This is a genomic window from Isoptericola dokdonensis DS-3, assembly GCF_001636295.1.
GTDB lineage: Bacteria > Actinomycetota > Actinomycetes > Actinomycetales > Cellulomonadaceae > Isoptericola > Isoptericola dokdonensis.
Map to the genome: position 1 here is coordinate 2,044,968 of NZ_CP014209.1, position 17,278 is coordinate 2,062,245.

Sequence of the window (17,278 nt, forward strand, 5' to 3'; positions counted from 1 at the left end):
CGGTGGCCGCGGATCAGCAGGTGAGGCCGTCGTCGGGGGCGGTGCCGTCGACGAGGTAGTCCTCGACGGCATCCGCGATGCAGTCGTTGGAGCGGCCGTAGGCGGTGTGGCCCTCGCCCTCGTAGGTGACCAGGACGGCGGACTTCAGGGTGTCCGCCATGCCCTCGGCCCACATGTAGGGGGTGGCGGGGTCGTTGGTGGTGCCGATGACGACGATGGGCGGGGCGCCGGGCGCGGAGCGGTCGTAGTCGCGCTCGACGACGGGGTACGGCCAGTCGGCGCAGGTGACGCCGCCGTACGAGAAGAACGTGCCCACGGTGGGGGCGGCCTCCTCGATCTCGGCGGCCTCGGCGCGCATCGTGTCGACGTCGGCGCTGCTGCGGGCGTCGAGGCAGTTGATCGCGGTGAACGCCTCGATGGAGTTCGTGGCGTAGGAGCCGTCGGTGTTGCGGTCGTTGTAGAAGTCCGCGAGGTAGAGCAGGGTGTCGCCGGTGCCCGCGTTGATGGCCTCGTCCAGCGCCTGGGTGAGCACGGGCCAGCTCTGCTCGGCGTACAGGGTGACGGCGACGCCGTAGAACGCGAGGGTCTGCGTGACGACCCGGTCCCCGCTGGTGGGGTACGGCCGGTCGAGGGCACGGTCGAGCACGCCGCGCACCTGCTGCATGCCCTCGTCGACGGACCCGGTCAGCGGGCAGTCGGCGCCCGCCTGGCAGTCCTCGACGTAGGCGCGCAGCGCGTTCTCGAAGCCGACGGCCTGCCCCTTCGACACGGCCGCCGCGTCGAGCGTCGGGTCCATCGCGCCGTCGAGCACGAGCCGCCCGGCACGGTCCGGGAACAGGCCGGCGTAGGTGGCGCCCAGGTCGGTGCCGTAGGAGAAGCCCAGGTAGTTGAGCTTCTCGTCGCCGAGCACGGCGCGCAGCATGTCCATGTCCTTCGCGGCGCTCGGGGTGTCCACGCTGCCCAGCAGGTCGCCGGTGTTCTCCCCGCAGGCCTCCGCCCACCGTGCCGCGGCCTCCCGCTTGGCGGCCAGGCCCTCGTCGGTCGAGACGTCGAAGTCCGCGCTGAGGTACTCGTCCTTGCCGGCGTCGTCGTAGCAGGCCACCTCGGTCGAGGCGCGCACGCCGCGGGGATCGAACCCGACGACGTCGTACGCCGCCAGCAGGCGGTCGCCGAAGCTCTCGGCGGCTGTCTCGAGGAAGTCCGTGCCGGACCCGCCCGGGCCGCCGGGGTTGATGAGCAGCGACCCCTGCTTCTCGCCCGTGGCGCGGGTGCGCTTCAGGTCGAGCTCGATCGTGCCTGCCTCCGGGTCGTCCCACGTCAGCGGGGCGGTCGCCGTCGCGCACTCGAGGCCTGCGTCGCAGGAGGTCCACTCCAGGTCCTGGGAGTAGAGGTCGTCGAAGCCCTCCGGGACGCCCGCGGCGTCCGTCGGCGCCTGCGACGTGGCCTCGTCGACGGGCGTCGCCTCCTTGCCGGGGGCGTCGGCGTCGCACGCGGCCAGCGCGACGAGCGCGGCCACCGTCACGAGCGCGGCGGCACCACGCCGCGCGGGTCGCAGGGTCAGGCTCGGTCCGGAGGAGGGGAAGTTCACCCGCACAACCTACCGGGCGTCCCCGGGGCACGGCCTGGTTTCACGGAACCTCCCCGGCCTGGTCGGACGACGTGCGTCAGCCCTGCGGCCGCAGCGCCACGGCCATCGCCTCCAGCGCGAGCAGGGGGGCGACGTTGCCGTCCAGTCGTTCGCGCGCCTGCCCGATGGCGTCCATGCGGCGCACCGTCTGCTCGGGGGTCGAGTCGCGGGCGACCATCTGCACGGTCTGCGCGTGCTCGTCGTTGACGAGGTCGACCTCGGCGCCGAGCTGGACGACGAGCACGTCCCGGTACAGGGACAGCAGGTCCACCATCGCCCGGTCGAGCACGTCCCGCTGGCGGCGGGTCGCGCGACGCTTCTGGTCGTCCTCGAGCTGCTTGAGCTGGGACCGCAGCCGCGGCGGGAGGGTCTCCCCCTCGCCCGCGCCGAGCGCTCGCATCAGCTCCGCCTTCTCGACGGCGTCCCGCTCGGCGGTGTCGGCGGTCGCCTCCGCCTTCGCGACGTCCACGAGCTCGGCTGCGGCCAGCACGGCGTCGGGCACGCCGCGGATCCGGCGCGCCACCTCCAGCACCTCGTTCCGCCGCCGGCGGGCCTCCGGGTCGCGGGCCAGGCGTCGCGCCAGCCCGACGTGCGACTGCGCGGCCCGGGCGGCCCGCAGCGCGACCTCGGGGTCGACGCCGTCGCGCCGGACCAGCAGGTCGGCGACGTCGGCGGCGGGCGGCACCCGCAGGGTGACGCTGCGGCACCGCGACCGGATGGTCGGCAGGACGTCCTGCGCGCTGGGCGCGCACAGCACCCACACGGTGTGCGCGGCAGGCTCCTCGATGGACTTCAGCAACACGTTGGTGGTGCGCTCGGCCATGCGGTCGGCGTCCTCGACGAGGATCACCCGGAAGCGCCCCGCAGCGGGTGTGCGGGCCGCGGCGACGATGAGGTCGCGCACCTCGGCGACCTGGATGACGACCTTCTCCGTGGCCACCACGGTGAGGTCCGGGTGGGTGCCCGCGAGCGTGGTCGTGCAGGCGTGGCACCGACCGCAGCCGCCCGTCACGCCGTCGGTGCCCGTGCACTGCAGCGCCGCCGCGAACGCGCGCGCCGCGACCGAGCGCCCCGAACCGGGCGGGCCGGTGAGCAGCCAGGCGTGGGTCATCGCGGCGGGGTCGGTCGCGGCCCGGCGCAGCGCCCGGACGGCCTGCGGCTGCCCGACGACGTCGTCCCAGACGCTCACGGGGCGTCCCGGACCGTCACGGCCTCGTCCACGACCGGCGTGAGGTCCAGGCGGGCGGCGATGTCGACGCGGATCTGCGCCTGGATGTCGTCGACCGTGCCGCTCGCGTCCACCACGAGCCAGCGGGTCGGGTCCTCGGCGGCGCGGCGCAGGAACGTGTCCCGGGCACGGCGGTGGAAGTCGTCGCCGGCGCGCTCCAACCGGTCCGGCTCGCCGGTGAGCCGCCGGGCGGCCACCACCGGGTCGACATCGAGCAGCACGGTGACGGCGGGCAGCAGTCCACCCGTCGCCCACAGCGACATGCCCTCGACCTCGGCCTCCGACAGCTCGCGGCCGCCCGCCTGGTAGGCGACCGACGAGTCGAGGTACCGGTCGGTGACGACGATCGCGCCGCGCTCCAGCGCGGGTCGCACCAGGGAGGCGACGTGGTGGGCGCGGTCGGCGGCGTACAGCAGCGCCTCGGTGCGGGCGTCCATGTCCTCGCCGTGCTGGACGAGCCGGCGCAGCTCGACCCCGAGGGTCGTCCCGCCGGGCTCCCGCGTCGTGACGACCTCCCGGCCCGTCACCGCCGCGAGCCACTCGCCCAGCAACCGCACGTGCGTCGTCTTGCCGACGCCGTCGCCACCCTCGAACGACACGAAGAACCCAGGACCGTTGCTCACGCGGACACCCTAGCCGCGCCGTCCCACACCGTCCGGGCAGGAACGGCCCGGAGCCTGCCCGGACGATGTGGTGTGAGGTTGCGGACATTCGTCCGCCGGGGCGGCGGCAGGTCGCCGGGAGGACGACGATGGGAGGACCACCACCGAGGGAGGCGGACGTCATGTCCGAGCAGGCGACCATCACGACGCTCACCGACGACGAGTGCTGGGAGGTGCTGGCCGCAGGCTCCGTCGGCAGGCTGGCGACCGCCGTCGGCGGCGACCCGGAGATCTTCCCCATCTCGTTCGGCGTCGCCGGGCGCGCCGTCTACTTCGTGACGAAGGCCGGCACCAAGCTCGTCGAGCTGGTGGTGAACAACCGGGTCGCGTTCGAGACGGACGCGTGGGACGACACCACCGCCACCAGCGTCGTCGTCAAGGGCGTCGCCGCGATCCTCGAGACGGACGCCGACCTCGCCGCGGCGGAGGAGGCCGACGTCGAGCCCTTCGCCCCCGACGGTCAGAGCATCTGGGTGCGGATCACGCCCACCGCGGTCTCCGGGCGCCGGCTGCGCCGCTGACCGGCGTCACTCGCCGGGGTACACCACGCCGAGCTGCGCGCGGGCCTGGTCGAGGATGCCCATGACCTCCAGCGTGTCCGACCAGGGCATCCGCGGGCTCTCGGTGAGCCCCGCGGCGACGCAGCGCGCCACCTCGGCGGCCTCGTAGGCCTTGCCCTCCCCCTCGGGCGACGTGAACGACCACGACGTGCCGTCGGCGCGCACCACCTCGAAGGAGGTGGGCGTGAAGAACCCGCTCGGGATCTCGATGCGACCCCGCGTGCCGATGATCCGCGCGCCGGCCCCGCCGCTCGCCGTCGACGACGTGTGCAGCAGCGCCTGCGCCCCGCCGTCGTACCCGAGGATCATGCCGACGTGGTCGTCCACGCCGGTGGCGGCGAGGGTGCCGTGGGTGACGAGGGTGTCCGGCGCACCGAGCAGGTCGTGCGCGAGGGTGATCGGGTAGATGCCGAGGTCGAGCAGCGCCCCGCCGGCGAGCTCCGGCGCGAACAGGCGGTGCGTCGGGTCGTAGGGGAAGAACACGTCGAAGTCGGCGACGACCGTGCGGACCTCGCCGATCTCGCCGCGCGCGATCGCGGCCCGCAGCGCCGCGACGTGCGGCAGGAACCGCGTCCAGACGGCCTCCATGCAGAACACGCCGGCCTCCCGGGCGGCGTCGAGCAGGAGGCGCGACTCCGCGACCGACCGGGTGATCGGCTTCTCCACCAGCACGTGCTTGCCCGCCGCGATCGCGAGCAGCGCGTGCTCCAGGTGGTGCGAGTGCGGGGTGGCGACGTACACGACGTCGACGTCGTCGTCGGCCACCAGCGCCTCGTAGCTGCCGTGCGCCCGCGCACCGGGCGCGTGCGCGGCGGCGAACTCCTCGGCCTTGGCGACCGAGCGGGAGCCGACCGCGGTGACGCGCCCGGCCGTGCGGTCGCGGACGCCGTCGGCGAACGAGGCGGCGATGTTGCCGGCACCCAGCACGCCCCAGCGGACCGGCGGCGCCGCCATCAGGTCGGGGACCTCGCCCGACAGGTCGGCGGCGGTGAGGCGGGATGCGTAGGTGGCCGGGTCGACGGCGGCGGTGTCGGTCATGGCGGTCACGCTACCGGGCGCCCTGCGCGGCCGCGATGACCGCGTCGGCGGCCTCGCGCACCCGCAGCAGCTCCTCGACGTCGAGACCCGAGGCCGCGACGACCCGGGCGGGCACCTCGAGCGCCTCGGTGCGCAGCGCGACGCCGTCGGCGGTGAGGTGCACCTCGACCACCCGGGCGTCGACGACGGACCGGCGGCGGTCGATCCGCCCCTGCTGCTCCAGCCGCTTGAGCAGCGGTGACAGGGTCCCGGGGTCGAGGTGGAGGCGGGCGGCGAGGCCGGTGACGGTCGTGGTGCGGCCGGCGCGGGCGTCGTCCCACAGGCCGAGCAGCACGAGGTACTGCGGGTGCGTGAGGCCGAGGGGTTCGAGGACGGGCCGGTAGAGCCCGACGACGGACCGGGCGGCGGCGGACAGCGCGAAGCAGACCTGGGCCTCGAGCGCGAGGGGGTCCGGTGCCGGGTCGGTGATCATGGGGACAGCGTAGGGGGATATGGTTGGCCTACCAATCATTGGTGCCCCAAGGAATCGAGGAGCTGTCACGATGGGCCTGTTCCGCCGTCGCCCCGGCGACGACCGCACCTGGGGCATGCGCCTCACCGAGACGTTCCTGCCGTTCTTCGGCCCGGCGTCCATCCGGCGCACCCCGCCCCGGCCGCCGCGCCCCGAGGACGTCGCCCGCGAGGCCGCGCTGCGCGACTCGCTGCAGGTCGTCACCCGACCCGACGGTCACGCCTACGTCGTCGAGCGCCCCGCCGACCCGACGCCCTGAGCGGCCCACCACGGACGACGGGTCCGGGCCGGCAGCGCGCGCTGCCATCCCGGACCCGGCCCGCCGACCCGCAGGTCGGCTACTTCTTGGTCGTCGTCTTCTTCGCGGGCGCCTTCTTCGCCGGGGCCTTCTTCGCCGTCGACGCGCGCGCCGTCCGCTTCTTCGGCCCCTGCGCGCGCTTCTCCGCCAGCAGCTCGATCGCCCGCTCCGCGGTGATCGACTCGGGCGTGAGGTCGCGCGGCAGCGTCCGGTTCGTCTCGCCGTCCGTCACGTACGCGCCGAAGCGGCCGTCCTTGACGGTGATCGGCTTGCCCGACGTCGGGTCGTCGCCCAGCTCGCGCAGCGGCGGCGTCGCGGCACGCGCCCCGCGCCGCTTCGGCTCGGCGTAGATCTTCAGCGCCTCGTCGAGCGTGATCGTGAGCAGCTGCTCCTCGCTCGCGATCGTCCGCGAGTCCGTGCCCTTCTTCAGGTACGGGCCGTAGCGGCCGTTCTGCGCGGTGATCTCGGCACCCGACTCCGGGTCGGTGCCCACGACGCGCGGCAGCGACAGCAGCTTCAGCGCGTCGTCGAGGGTCACCGACTCCAGCGACATCGACTTGAACAGCGACCCCGTGCGGGGCTTCGGCTGCGCGGCCTTCGCCCGCTTCTGCGCGGCGGCCGACAGGCTCGTGTCGATCGGCGGCAGGTCGAGCACCTCGGTGACGTACGGGCCGTAGCGGCCGTTCTTCGCGACGATCTCGTTCCCCGACTCCGGGTCGGTGCCGAGCACGCGGCCGTCGTCGGCGCCCGCGGCGAGCAGCTCGCGCGCCGTGGCGACCGTCAGCTCGTCCGGCGCGATGTCCTCCGGCACCGACGCGCGCGGGGCCTTGCCCTCGGCGTCCGGCTCGGCGGCCAGGTCCTCCAGGTACGGCCCGTAGCGGCCCACCCGCACGCGCAGCCCCTCGCCGATCTCGACGGAGTTCACGGCGACCGGGTCGATCTCGCCGAGGTCGGTCACCAGGTCGCGCAGGCCCCAGCCGGACGTCTCCCCCGAGCCGTCGCCGAAGTAGAAGCGGGTCAACCACGCGACGCGTTCCCGGTCCCCGGCGGCGATCTCGTCGAGGTCCGCCTCCATCTCGGCCGTGAAGTCGTAGTCGACCAGCCAGCCGAAGTGATCCTCGAGCAGCTTCGTCACGGCGAACGCGAGCCAGGTCGGCACCATGGCCTGGCCCTTGGTCCGCACGTACCCGCGGTCCTGGATCGTGGAGATCGTCGCGGCGTACGTCGACGGACGCCCGATGCCGAGCTCCTCCAACGCCTTGACCAGCGACGCCTCCGTGTACCGGGCGGGCGGGCTCGTGGAGTGGCCGTCGGCCGTGAGGTCCGTGCCGGCCAGGGCGTCGCCCTCGGCCATGCGCGGCAGACGCGACTCCTTCGGGCCGGACGACGTGGTCGCGGCGTCGCCCTCCGCCGCCTCCACGTCGCGCGACTCCTCGTAGGCCGCGAGGAACCCGCGGAACGTGATGACGGTGCCCGAGGCCGAGAAGACGGCGTCGGAGCCCGCGCGCTCCCCCGCCCCCGCGCCGAGCGGCGCCGCGAGCCGCACGGACGCCGTCGAGCCCTTCGCGTCGGCCATCTGCGAGGCGACCGTGCGCTTCCAGATGAGCTCGTACAGCTTGAACTGGTCACCGGAGATCTCCCGCGCGACCTGCGCCGGGGTGCGGAACGAGTCCCCCGCGGGGCGGATCGCCTCGTGCGCCTCCTGGGCGCCCTTGTTCTTCGAGGCGTACAGCCGCGGCGCACCGGGCACGTACTCGGGGCCGTACAGCTCGGCCGCCTGGCGCCGCGCCGCGTCCGTCGCCTCGGCCGACAGCGCCGGGGAGTCCGTCCGCATGTACGTGATGTAGCCGTTCTCGTACAGCGCCTGCGCCGTGCGCATCGTCTGCCGCGACGCCATGCGCAGCTTGCGCGACGCCTCCTGCTGGAGGGTCGACGTCGTGAACGGTGCCGCCGGCTTGCGCGAGTACGGCTTGGTCTCCAGCGACCGGACGGAGAAGTCCGCGCCGTCCAGGCCGGCGACGACGGCCGTGGCCGCCGCCTCGTCGAGGTGCACCACGCCCGTGCGGACCTTGAGCCGGCCCAGGTCGTCGAAGTCGCGGCCCGAGGCGACGCGCTCCCCGCCGAGCCCCGTCAGCCGGGCGTCGAACAGCTGGCCCGCGTCGTCGCCGTCGGTCGGCGCGAACGCCCCCGTCACGTCCCAGTAGTCGGCCGCGACGAACGCCATGCGCTCACGCTCGCGCTCCACCACGAGCCGCGTCGCCACCGACTGCACGCGCCCCGCGGACAGCCCCTGGCGGACCTTGCGCCACAGCACCGGGGACACCTCGTAGCCGTAGAGCCGGTCGAGGATGCGGCGGGTCTCCTGCGCGTCGACGAGGTCCGTGTCGAGCTCGCGCGTGCTCTCCAGCGCGCGGCCGATCGCCTCGCGGGTGATCTCGTGGAACACCATGCGGCGCACCGGCACCTTGGGCTTGAGCGCCTCGATGAGATGCCACGCGATGGCCTCGCCCTCGCGGTCCTCGTCCGTGGCGAGGAAGAGCTCGTCGGCGTCCTTGAGCAGGCTCTTCAGCTCGCGGACCTTCGCCTTCTTGTCCGCGTACACCTCGTAGTACGGCTCGAACCCGTTGTCGACGTCGACGGCGAACTTGCCGAACGCGCCCTTCTTCATCTCCGCGGGCAGGTCCGACGGCTGCGGGAGGTCACGGATGTGGCCCACGCTGGCCTCGACGACGTAGTCGTCGCCGAGGTAGCCCTGGATCTTGCGAGCCTTGGTGGGCGACTCGACGATCACGAGCTTGCGGGCCTGGGGCATCCGTTCCTGCTTTCGATGAGGGTGTCCGCCGGGGCGGCGGTCATGTCACGGTACGACACGGACGACGACGGCGGCACTCTACCCACGAGTGCCGCCGTCGGCGCGCCCGGTCCACAGGCCGCCCTCCACCCCTCTGGGGTGACGGAGATCAGGCCTGTCGCTCCCAGGGGCCCCGCGCCGACACGCCGGGCACCTGGTTGCGGGTCCACCACTGCGCGACGTACGTCACGCCGTCGTGGCTGACGACGTCACCCGCGACGAACACCCGCGAGCCGGTCCACACGGAGGTGCCGTCAGCCGTCTCGGCGATCTCGGCCCACGCGCCCCACGGCGACGCGCCCGGCGTGGCGCCGCGGGTCCACCACAGCGCCTCGAAGACGCGCCCGTCCACGACCACCCGGTCCCCGGCCGTGTAGGTCGCGGTGGCGTCGTAGGCGGAGTACGACGGCAGGGTGTCCCCGACCCGCTCCAAGACGAATGCGTCCACGGTGCCCCAGGCCCCGGCGACGAGGTCGAAGGCGGCGGTCACCGTGGCGGTGCCGTCGGCCCCCACGGTGAGCGTCCCGGTCGTGGCGGTGCGCCACGTCTGCCAGCCGGCGAGGTCGAGCGGCGCCGTGACCGACGCGTCCCCGGACGTCAGGCTCAGCACGCGCGAGTCGGAGGCAGCGCCGTCACCGCCCTGCGTGGTGGCCGACACCCGGTACTCGCCCGGCTCCAGGCCGGTCACGGTCTGCGAGACCTCGAACGCGTAGTCGGCGCCGTGCCAGAAGTCCACGGAGTGGTCGAGGTCCGCAGAGTTCGCGGTGCGGGCGACGGCCGCCCCGGTCCCGGTGATCGTCCACGCGGAGCTGCCCTCCTCGAAGCTGCCGTCGACGAGGTGGTTGCGGACCTGCACGAGCACGGTGACGGTGACGTCCACCCCCGCGTCGGTGACCCCGGCGACCTCGTACGAGCCCACGCCGTCGATCGCGGCGACGTCGTCGGCGTCCCAGGTGACCGCCTGCGGCTCGGTGGCCCCGTCGTTGTACGCGACGTCCACGGTCGCGGGCAGCTCCACGGGCTCCCCGGCGACGAGCCGCACCTCGGCGGGCGTCACGCCCGTGACCTCGCGCGGGGCGACGGCACCCGTGCGGACGTAGGAGAAGACGTTCAGCGACTCCAGCGGGTTGCCCGCGAAGTCGAACATCGCCTGGTTCTCCCACGACGACCCGCCGTACCACTGCCCCGCGTCCTCGGGGTCGTACTCGCCGGCGTAGCTGGTGGCCCAGCCGGAGCCGTGCTCCTGCCACAACGCCTGGTTGGCCTCCCACTCCTCGGGCGGGCCGACGGGCAGCCAGGCGGGCTCCCAGTAGTAGACGCCGATCCCGGCGTCCCCGACGGCGGACACGGCCGCCACCACGTCACGCACCTCGGTGGCCTGGCCCTGCACGCTGGTGGGGTACTGCGGGTAAGCGGTCTGGATGGTGTTGGTGTGACCGTCGCCCTCGTCCAGCGTGTACGCCCACGACGTCTCGGCGACCATGACGTCCTTGCCGTACGTCGTCGACACCGACGACAGCACGTTCGTCAGGTTCGTCAGGGTGCCGTGCCAGTACGGGTAGTAGGAGCTGGCGAAGACGTCGTAGTCGACGTCGTACGTGTCGAGCTGCGCGGCATACCCGGCGTACCGGCCGGCCGTCTCGGGGTTGGTGAAGTGCAGGGCGACCTGGGCGTCCGGGAACACGTCGCGGACGGCGGCGCTGCCCGCGGAGAACATGCGGGCGCGGTCCGGCCACGCGGTGACCCCGGCGACGCCGTTGTTCGTCTCGTTGCCGATCTGGACGGTCTCGACGTCGACCGCGGCGTCGGCCAACGCGGCGAGCGCGTCGTGGGTGAACTCCCCGACGGCGGCGACCTTGCCGTCGACGTCGAGCGCCTCCCAGGCCTTGGGCGCGTGCTGCTTGGCGGGGTCGGCCCAGAAGTCGGAGTAGTGGAAGTCGACCAGCACGCCGAGCCCGGCGGCCGTGGCGCGCTGCCCGATCTCGACGGCGCGGGGCACGTCGGTGTTGCCGCCTCCGTAGCCGCGGCCCTGGGCGTCCCACGGGTCGTTCCAGACGCGCACGCGCACGTCGGTGACCCCGGCGTCGGCGAGCACGTCGAACAGGTCGGCGGGCTCGCCGGCCGCGTCGCGGAACACGACGCCGCTGGCCTCCAGGGAGAGCACGGAGGACACGTCGACGCCGAGGTCGAAGTCGGCCGCGAGGCCGTCGACCTTCTGGACGCTGATGCCCGCCTCGACGGGACCGTCCTCGGCGGCGACGGCCGGTGCGGTGGCGGCGGTGCCCGCCACGACCAACCCTGTGAACGCTCCCAGTGCGCGGCGCGCTGCGCTGCTCATGGTCTTTCCTCTCGATCGACGGTGATCTCGGCAGTGAGGTCGACGCCCGCGCGGCCGACCCGGCGGGCCGGCCGCGCGGACGCCTCAGCCCTTGACGGACCCGGACGTCAGCCCGCCCACGATGTACTTCTGCAGGAACAGGAACAGGGCCAGGATCGGCAGCGCCGCGATCACGGCACCCGCCGCGAACAGGCCCCAGTTGGCGTTGAGCTGGTCGGACACCCAGCCGTACATGCCCACGGCCAGCGTCCAGTTCTGCTCGGAGGTCAGCACGACGCGCGCCAGGATGAAGTCGCCGAACGTCGCGACGAACGTCAGCAGCGCGACCGTCGCCAGGATCGGCGTCACCAGGCGCAGGATGATCGTCCAGTACGTCTGCGCGTGGGTCGCGCCGTCGATCTTCGCCGCCTCGTCCAGCTCCCGCGGGACCGTGTTGAAGAACCCGTACATGAGGAACGTGTTGCTCCCCAGCGCGCCACCCAGGTAGACGCAGATCAGGGCGAGCTTGGAGTTCAGCCCCAGCGCCGGCACGACCTCCCCGAGCGTGAGCAGCAGCAGGAAGATCGCGATGAACGCGAGCATCTGCGGGAACATCTGCACCACCAGCAGGGACGTCAGCGACACCCGGCGCCCGGTGAACCGGAACCGGCTGAACGCGTAGGCGGCCGCCGCACCCATGAGCACCGCGCCCACGACCACGCTCAGCGCGATCACCAGGCTGTTGCCGGCCCACTGCCAGAAGCGCGTGTCACCGAGCGCGGAGAAGTTCTGCGCCGAGATCTCGCGGAACAGCTGCGTGCTGCCCGTCAGCGTGCCGGACGGCGACAGCGACGCCGACAGCACGTAGGCCAGCGGGAACGCCGCGTAGAACACGACGACGGCCGCCAGGGGGTACTTCCAGCCGACCTCCAGCCACCAGCGGCGGCGGCGGGCGCCCCGGCGGGACGCGTCGGGGGTGACGACCGGGGAGTCGGTGGTCGCGGTCATCACAGGACCTCCTCGAGCTTGCGGGTGCGACGGAACGCGAAGGCCGAGACGGCTCCCACGACCAGGAACACGATGATCGACAGGGCGCTCGCCAGGCCGTAGTCGGCGCTGCCGCCCTGCACCCCGGAGATCTGGTAGATCATCGTGATGAGGATGTCGGTGTGACCCAGCGGCGCGGACGTGTCGGTGAACCGTGGACCGCCGCCGGTGAGCATGTAGACGATGACGAAGTTGTTGAAGTTGAACGCGAAGCTCGCGATGAGCAGCGGGGTCGTCGAGATGAGCAGCAGCGGGAGCTGGATCGCGCGGAAGTGCCGCCAGCGGCTCGCGCCGTCGATCCGCGCCGCCTCTTCCAGCTCGTTCGGCAGCGACTGCATCGCCCCGGTGCACACGAGGAAGAAGTACGGGAACGTCAGCCACAGGTTCACACCCAGGATCGCGAGCTTCGCGAGCCACGGGTCCGTGAGCCACTCGATGCGCGCACCGAAGAAGAACAGGCTGTTGACGATCCCGTAGTCCGGGTTCGCGTTGAGCATGCCCTGCCACAGCAGCGCCGAGAGGAACGCGGGGAACGCGTACGGCAGGATGAACAGGGTCCGCATCACCCGGCGGCCACGCAGCCGCTTGTCGTCGAACAGCAGGGCGATGGCGAGACCGAGCAGGAAGCTCGACGCCACGGTGAGGAACGCGAACGCGAACGTCCAGGCCGTGATCTTCCAGAACGGGCCCGCGTAGTTCGGGTTCGTGAACGCCGTCGTGAAGTTCTCCAGCCCCACGCCGACGCGCCAGCCGACCGTCAGCGTGCTGCCGTCCGCGGCGACGAACTGCCCCGTCTCACCGTCGGCGGAGTACACCGTCCCGGTGGTGGAGTCCGTCATCGTCTGCGCGTCCGGGTCCCAGTCGAGCGACGACGAGTACACCGTCGCCCGCGTCCCCTCACGGGTGCGGTACGACCCGTCGTCGGCGTCCTGCGAGGCCGGCACGCGCAGCGCCAGCACCTCCTCCTGGAGCGCCGGGTCGGCGAGCAGCGTGCCGAGGTCCACGACGTCGTAGCCCGGGACACCCGTGACCCGGTCGCCGTCCGTCGTCGCGCCCGCCGCCGCCTCCATCGGCTCGGCGGCCGTGCCGACGAGCACCTGCCCGGACTCGTCGACGACGGCGAACCCGACGTCCTCGCCCGACCGCACGATCGTCAGCGGGTACGTCGGCGCGTCCTCGACCGGGCGCTCGTTCTGGATGAGCAGCGCGTCGACCGCCTGCTCCTGGGTGCTGTTGTGGCCCGTCCCGTAGTTCGTCGTGGCCACGTAGACCGTGTAGGCCATCGTGAACACCTGGAACACCAGCAGGAACACCAGGCCCGGGTAGATGTACTTGCCGGCCAGCCGACGCCGCGAGAAGTACACGACGTCCGCGACGACGACCAGCGCCAGCGACCCGACGAGCACGCCCCACTGGTCCACCGTCCACGCCGACCACGCGACGTAGATCCCGAGGGCGTTCACCGCGGCCATGAGCACGAGCTTGGCGGCGAAGCCCCAGCCGGTCCCCTCCCACGTGCGGGCGTGCGACTCCCGCACGGGAGGCGGGGTGGTGTCGGTCGACATCGGTCCTCTTCTCGGGACGGGCAGGTGTGCCGGCGGGGTCGGGGTGGTGGAACGGGCGGGGGGCGCCGCGGCGCGCAAGCCGCCCCCCGCCCGGGTCAGGGTGCGATCAGCCGTTCAGCGTGGTGTCGAGGTCCGCGAGCATCTTGTCCCACGCGGCCTTCGGCTTCGCCTGGCCGGAGATGATCGACGCCTCGGCGGCGTTCCAGTGGTCCCACACGTCGCCCATCTCGGGGATGGACGGCATCGGGGTGCCCTGCTGGGCCGAGGCGAGGAAGCCCGCCACGATCGGGTCGGACGCGACGGCCTCCGCCGTGGTGCTGAACGCCGGGAGGCGCGGGTCGGCGTCGTAGAGCGCCTGCATGGCCTCGTCGGTGGTGATGTAGTTCGTGAGGAACTGCGTCGCGACGAGCTTGTTCTCGCTCTGCGCCGACAGGTAGAAGCCCTGCACGCCCACGAACGGCGCGGCGGTCTCGCCACCGGCGGACGGGATCGGGTCGACGGCGACGTCGACGCCCGCGTCGGTGAACGTCGAGATGGCCCACGGGCCCGCCACCGTGTAGGGGGCGTTGCCGTCGGAGAACTCCTGGTTCGCGATGTCGTAGGTCCAGTCGGTGCTCAGCACGCCCTCGCCCGCCTGGCCCTGCTCGGCCAGCCAGTCCGCGTAGGCGTAGCCCTCGTCGCCGCCCATGCCGATCTCGGTCGTGTACGAGCCGTCCTCGTTCTGCACGAACACCGGCGCACCGAACGAGGTCTGGAAGGCGTAGTAGGTGTAGGCGTCACCGTCGGCACCGGCCGTGTTGATGACGAACGGCAGCTTCGCGTCGGTCTCCCCCGCGGCGGCGACCATCTCGTCGAACGTCGCGGGCGCCGGCTCCGGCGCGAGCTCCGTGTTGCGGACCAGCGCCACCGACTCCAGGGCGTACGGCAGGCCGTACAGCTGGCCGTCGTAGGTCATGGCCTCGATCGCGACGTCCTCGAACTCGGACTCGCGCCCGCCGAGGTCGATCGTGTCGACGACGCCGTTGACGATGAGCGAGCCCAGCCAGTCATGGGCGCCGATCGTGATGTCCGGGCCCTCGCCCGTGGGGACCTGGGCGAGGAAGTCCGCGCGGATGTCCTCGAAGTTCTTCACGACCGTCTCGACCTCGACGCCGGTCTCGGCGGTGAAGTCCTCGGCGGCCGCCTCGACGGCGGGCTGACGGTTCTCGTCGACCCACACCACGAGGCTGCCGGACGCCGCGGGGGCGGACGACGCGGCCGCCGGCTCGCTGGCGGCGGGCTCGGGCTCGGTGCCGCCGCTGCACGAGGCGAGCAACGCCATCGTGGCGACGGCGGCGACCGACAGGGTGGTCTTGCGCATGGTGGTTCCTTCCGGACGTGGCCGCGATGCCTTCCGGGGCTTTCCTCGCGACACTGCGAACTGAGCGGGGCTCAGGGTGCGAACTGGGCTGCTGCGACGGGCTGACGCCCGCCGGGTCGGGTCAGGACGCCGGATCACCTCCGGGCGTCGCGGGGGTGCGCACGACGACGACGTCGCCCGCGGGGACGGTCAGGTCGGGGCCGACGTCGGTCCCGTCGCCCAGCGCCGTCCCGGTGACCCCGGGCACGACGGCCGGGGAGTCGGTGTGGTTGATCGCGAAGGTGTAGTCCGCGTCGTCGGCGCGCCGGACGACGACCTCCAGGTCCTCGGCGAGCCCCGACGGCGTGACGCCTGCGTCGGCGTAGACGTCGCCCAGGACGGTGGCGAGCTCGGTGACGTCCAGGACCGTGGCGACGTACCAGGCGTGCCCGGCGCCGTGGGCGTTCCGGGTCACGGCGGGCATCCCGGCGGCGGGGCCGTCGAGGTGCGTGGCGACGGTCTCGGCACCCACGGGGGTGACGTGCTCGTGCCAGACGCTCGCGGCGAGCGTGCGCCCGGCGCTCTCGGCGGACCCGCTCCACGCGACCTTCGTCGACTCGGCCTCGCGCAGCGGCAGGAACTCCTGGACGCGGACGCCGAGGACGTCGCGCAGCGGCGCGGCGAAACCGCCGGCGTGCACGGCGTCGTGCTCGTCCACGACCGCCGAGAAGCAGGACACGACCAGGGTGCCGCCCGCCTCGACGTACCGGGTGAGGTTCGCCGCCGCGGCCGCGGTGAGCAGGTACGACGCCGGGGCGACGACCAGCCTGTACCCCGACAGGTCCGCCTCGGGGTGCGCGAAGTCGGTCGTCACGCCGTCGCGCCACAGCCGCTCGTAGTAGGCGCGCGTCCGTTCTCTGTGCGTGAGGTCGACCGACGGCCGCCACTCCTGGTCCTGCGCCCAGTGGGACTCGGTGTCCCACAGCAGCGCGACGTCCGCGCGCACGGTGGAGCCCTGGACGGGCGCCAGCGCACCCACGTGCGCGCCGAGGTCGACGACCTCGCGCCACACCCGGGAGTCGGTGCCGGCGTGCGGCAGCATCGCCGAGTGGAACTTCTCGGCGCCCACCCGGGAGGCGCGCCACTGGAAGAACCCGACGACGTCGGCGCCGCGGGCGACGTGGGACAGCGAGTTGCGCGCCATCTCCCCCGGCCGCTTGGCGATGTTGCGGGGCTGCCAGTTCACGCCGGAGCTGGAGTGCTCCATGAGGATCCACGGACGCCCGCCCGCGACGGAGCGGGTGAGGTCGGCGGCCAGGGCCAGGCCGACGTGGGCGCGCGGGTCCGCGGCGGTGAGGTAGTGGTCGTTGGAGACGACGTCCACCTCGCGCGCCCACGCCCACAGGTCGGTGGTGGGGCACTCGTTCGCCATGAAGTTCGTGGTGACCGGCTTGTCGGAGTACCGGCGGATCGCGTCGCGCTCGGCGACGAACAGCGCGCGGAGCTGGTGGTCGGTGAACCGTGCGAAGTCGAGGACCTGCGCCTGGTTGCGCACCGACGGCGTCGGGCCGGGGAGCATGACGTGCTCCCACTCGCCGTAGACCTGGCCCCAGAACTTCGTGCCCCAGGCCGCGTTGAGCCCGTCGAGGGTGCCGTAGCGCTGCCGCAGCCAGATCCGCCAGGCGGTCAGCGCGGCCTCCGAGAAGTCCTCGCCCACGGGGGCGCCGTACTCGTTGTGGACGTGCCACATGACGACGGCGGGGTGGTCGGCGTAGCGCTCGGCGATGCGCGACGCGATGTCGCGGGCGGCGCGCTGGTAGGCGGGGTGCGACGGGGACGCCGCGCCGCGGGAGCCGGGACCCATCGGGACGCCGTCGCGGGTGACGACGCGCGCCTCGGGGTAGGTGGCGAAGAACCAGGCCGGAGGCGCCGCCGTCGGCGTCGCGAGGTCGACCATGATGCCGCGGGAGTGCAGCAGGTCGAGCAGCTCGTCGAGCCAGGCGAAGTCGTGCTCGCCCTCGCGGGGCTCGAGCATCGCCCAGGAGAAGATCCCGACGCTGACGAAGTTGACGCCGGCCTCCGCCATGAGGGCCACGTCGGCGTCCCACGTCTCGCGGGGCCACTGCTCGGGGTTGTAGTCGCCCCCGTAGCCGAGCGCGGAGCCGGTCGGCCAGGTCGTGACGGCCATGGTGCGGCGTGCCTCCTGTCGCGCCACCGTGGCGCGGTTGGTGCTGT

Annotated in this window: 13 protein-coding genes; 2 read left to right on the forward strand and 11 right to left on the reverse strand. The window is 73.0% G+C overall.

What is annotated here, in order from left to right; all coding sequences use genetic code 11:
- Nucleotides 1–13: 13 nt before the first annotated feature.
- The 3 genes from I598_RS09555 to tmk form a co-directional block, all read right to left on the reverse strand.
- On the reverse strand, nt 14–1,588 hold the full coding sequence (locus tag I598_RS09555; protein ID WP_083973111.1) for an alpha/beta hydrolase: 1,575 nt from the start codon (nt 1,586–1,588) through the stop codon (nt 14–16).
- Nucleotides 1,589–1,664: 76 nt separating this feature from the next.
- Nucleotides 1,665–2,816 (reverse strand): DNA polymerase III subunit delta', encoded by a 1,152-nt coding sequence (locus I598_RS09560; RefSeq protein ID WP_068202767.1) that lies wholly within the window; start codon nt 2,814–2,816, stop codon nt 1,665–1,667.
- Nucleotides 2,813–3,478 carry a dTMP kinase gene (gene tmk, locus I598_RS09565; protein ID WP_068202768.1) on the reverse strand — a complete coding sequence of 222 codons (666 nt, stop codon included), beginning with the start codon at nt 3,476–3,478 and terminating at the stop codon, nt 2,813–2,815. The genes I598_RS09560 and tmk overlap by 4 nt, the downstream gene beginning before the upstream one ends.
- A 161-nt stretch (nt 3,479–3,639) precedes the next feature.
- On the opposite strand from tmk, the gene I598_RS09570 reads away from it, so the two are divergent.
- The gene (locus I598_RS09570; protein WP_068202769.1) at nt 3,640–4,038 is read left to right on the forward strand and encodes a pyridoxamine 5'-phosphate oxidase family protein; all 399 of its coding nucleotides are present in this window, start codon (nt 3,640–3,642) and stop codon (nt 4,036–4,038) included.
- Between the two features lie 6 nt (nt 4,039–4,044).
- Here the strand turns inward: I598_RS09570 and I598_RS09575 are convergent, their stop codons facing one another.
- Together I598_RS09575 and I598_RS09580 are read right to left on the reverse strand one after the other, a co-directional pair.
- Nucleotides 4,045–5,115 carry a Gfo/Idh/MocA family protein gene (locus I598_RS09575; RefSeq protein ID WP_083973584.1) on the reverse strand — a complete coding sequence of 357 codons (1,071 nt, stop codon included), beginning with the start codon at nt 5,113–5,115 and terminating at the stop codon, nt 4,045–4,047.
- A gap of 10 nt (nt 5,116–5,125) precedes the next feature.
- On the reverse strand, nt 5,126–5,587 hold the full coding sequence (locus I598_RS09580) for a MarR family winged helix-turn-helix transcriptional regulator (protein ID WP_068202770.1): 462 nt from the start codon (nt 5,585–5,587) through the stop codon (nt 5,126–5,128).
- A gap of 70 nt (nt 5,588–5,657) precedes the next feature.
- Here I598_RS09580 and I598_RS09585 point away from each other — a divergent pair, with 70 nt between their 5' ends.
- Nucleotides 5,658–5,885, forward strand: a complete 228-nt coding sequence (locus tag I598_RS09585) for a hypothetical protein (RefSeq protein ID WP_068202771.1) — start codon at nt 5,658–5,660, stop codon at nt 5,883–5,885.
- 79 nt (nt 5,886–5,964) lie between these two features.
- On the opposite strand, the gene topA is transcribed toward I598_RS09585, so the two are convergent.
- The 6 genes from topA to I598_RS09615 form a co-directional block, all read right to left on the reverse strand.
- Nucleotides 5,965–8,736 (reverse strand): type I DNA topoisomerase, encoded by a 2,772-nt coding sequence (gene topA / locus I598_RS09590; protein WP_068202772.1) that lies wholly within the window; start codon nt 8,734–8,736, stop codon nt 5,965–5,967.
- Between the two features lie 148 nt (nt 8,737–8,884).
- Nucleotides 8,885–11,113, reverse strand: coding sequence for a glycosyl hydrolase 53 family protein (locus tag I598_RS09595; RefSeq protein ID WP_083973113.1), 2,229 nt, complete (start codon nt 11,111–11,113; stop codon nt 8,885–8,887).
- A gap of 84 nt (nt 11,114–11,197) precedes the next feature.
- The gene (locus tag I598_RS09600; protein WP_068202774.1) at nt 11,198–12,100 is read right to left on the reverse strand and encodes a sugar ABC transporter permease; all 903 of its coding nucleotides are present in this window, start codon (nt 12,098–12,100) and stop codon (nt 11,198–11,200) included.
- A complete protein-coding gene (locus I598_RS09605) occupies nt 12,100–13,704 on the reverse strand; it encodes an ABC transporter permease subunit (protein ID WP_068202775.1) in 1,605 nt (534 codons plus the stop codon). The genes I598_RS09600 and I598_RS09605 overlap by 1 nt, the downstream gene beginning before the upstream one ends.
- Nucleotides 13,705–13,810: 106 nt before the next feature.
- The gene (locus I598_RS09610; RefSeq protein ID WP_068202776.1) at nt 13,811–15,064 is read right to left on the reverse strand and encodes a sugar ABC transporter substrate-binding protein; all 1,254 of its coding nucleotides are present in this window, start codon (nt 15,062–15,064) and stop codon (nt 13,811–13,813) included.
- Between the two features lie 121 nt (nt 15,065–15,185).
- On the reverse strand, nt 15,186–17,231 hold the full coding sequence (locus I598_RS09615) for a beta-galactosidase (protein WP_068202777.1): 2,046 nt from the start codon (nt 17,229–17,231) through the stop codon (nt 15,186–15,188).
- Nucleotides 17,232–17,278: the final 47 nt, after the last annotated feature.

Excerpts from the sequence above, each read along its gene's own strand:
- I598_RS09570 (WP_068202769.1), top strand. The coding sequence starts at position 3,640 with ATGTCCGAGCAGGCGACCATCACGACGCTCACCGACGACGAGTGCTGG.
- I598_RS09605 (WP_068202775.1), bottom strand. The coding sequence starts at position 13,704 with ATGTCGACCGACACCACCCCGCCTCCCGTGCGGGAGTCGCACGCCCGC.
- I598_RS09600 (WP_068202774.1), bottom strand. The coding sequence starts at position 12,100 with ATGACCGCGACCACCGACTCCCCGGTCGTCACCCCCGACGCGTCCCGC.
- topA (WP_068202772.1), bottom strand. The coding sequence starts at position 8,736 with ATGCCCCAGGCCCGCAAGCTCGTGATCGTCGAGTCGCCCACCAAGGCT.
- I598_RS09575 (WP_083973584.1), bottom strand. The coding sequence starts at position 5,115 with ATGACCGACACCGCCGCCGTCGACCCGGCCACCTACGCATCCCGCCTC.
- I598_RS09585 (WP_068202771.1), top strand. The coding sequence starts at position 5,658 with ATGGGCCTGTTCCGCCGTCGCCCCGGCGACGACCGCACCTGGGGCATG.
- I598_RS09595 (WP_083973113.1), bottom strand. The coding sequence starts at position 11,113 with ATGAGCAGCGCAGCGCGCCGCGCACTGGGAGCGTTCACAGGGTTGGTC.
- I598_RS09610 (WP_068202776.1), bottom strand. The coding sequence starts at position 15,064 with ATGCGCAAGACCACCCTGTCGGTCGCCGCCGTCGCCACGATGGCGTTG.
- I598_RS09580 (WP_068202770.1), bottom strand. The coding sequence starts at position 5,587 with ATGATCACCGACCCGGCACCGGACCCCCTCGCGCTCGAGGCCCAGGTC.
- I598_RS09615 (WP_068202777.1), bottom strand. The coding sequence starts at position 17,231 with ATGGCCGTCACGACCTGGCCGACCGGCTCCGCGCTCGGCTACGGGGGC.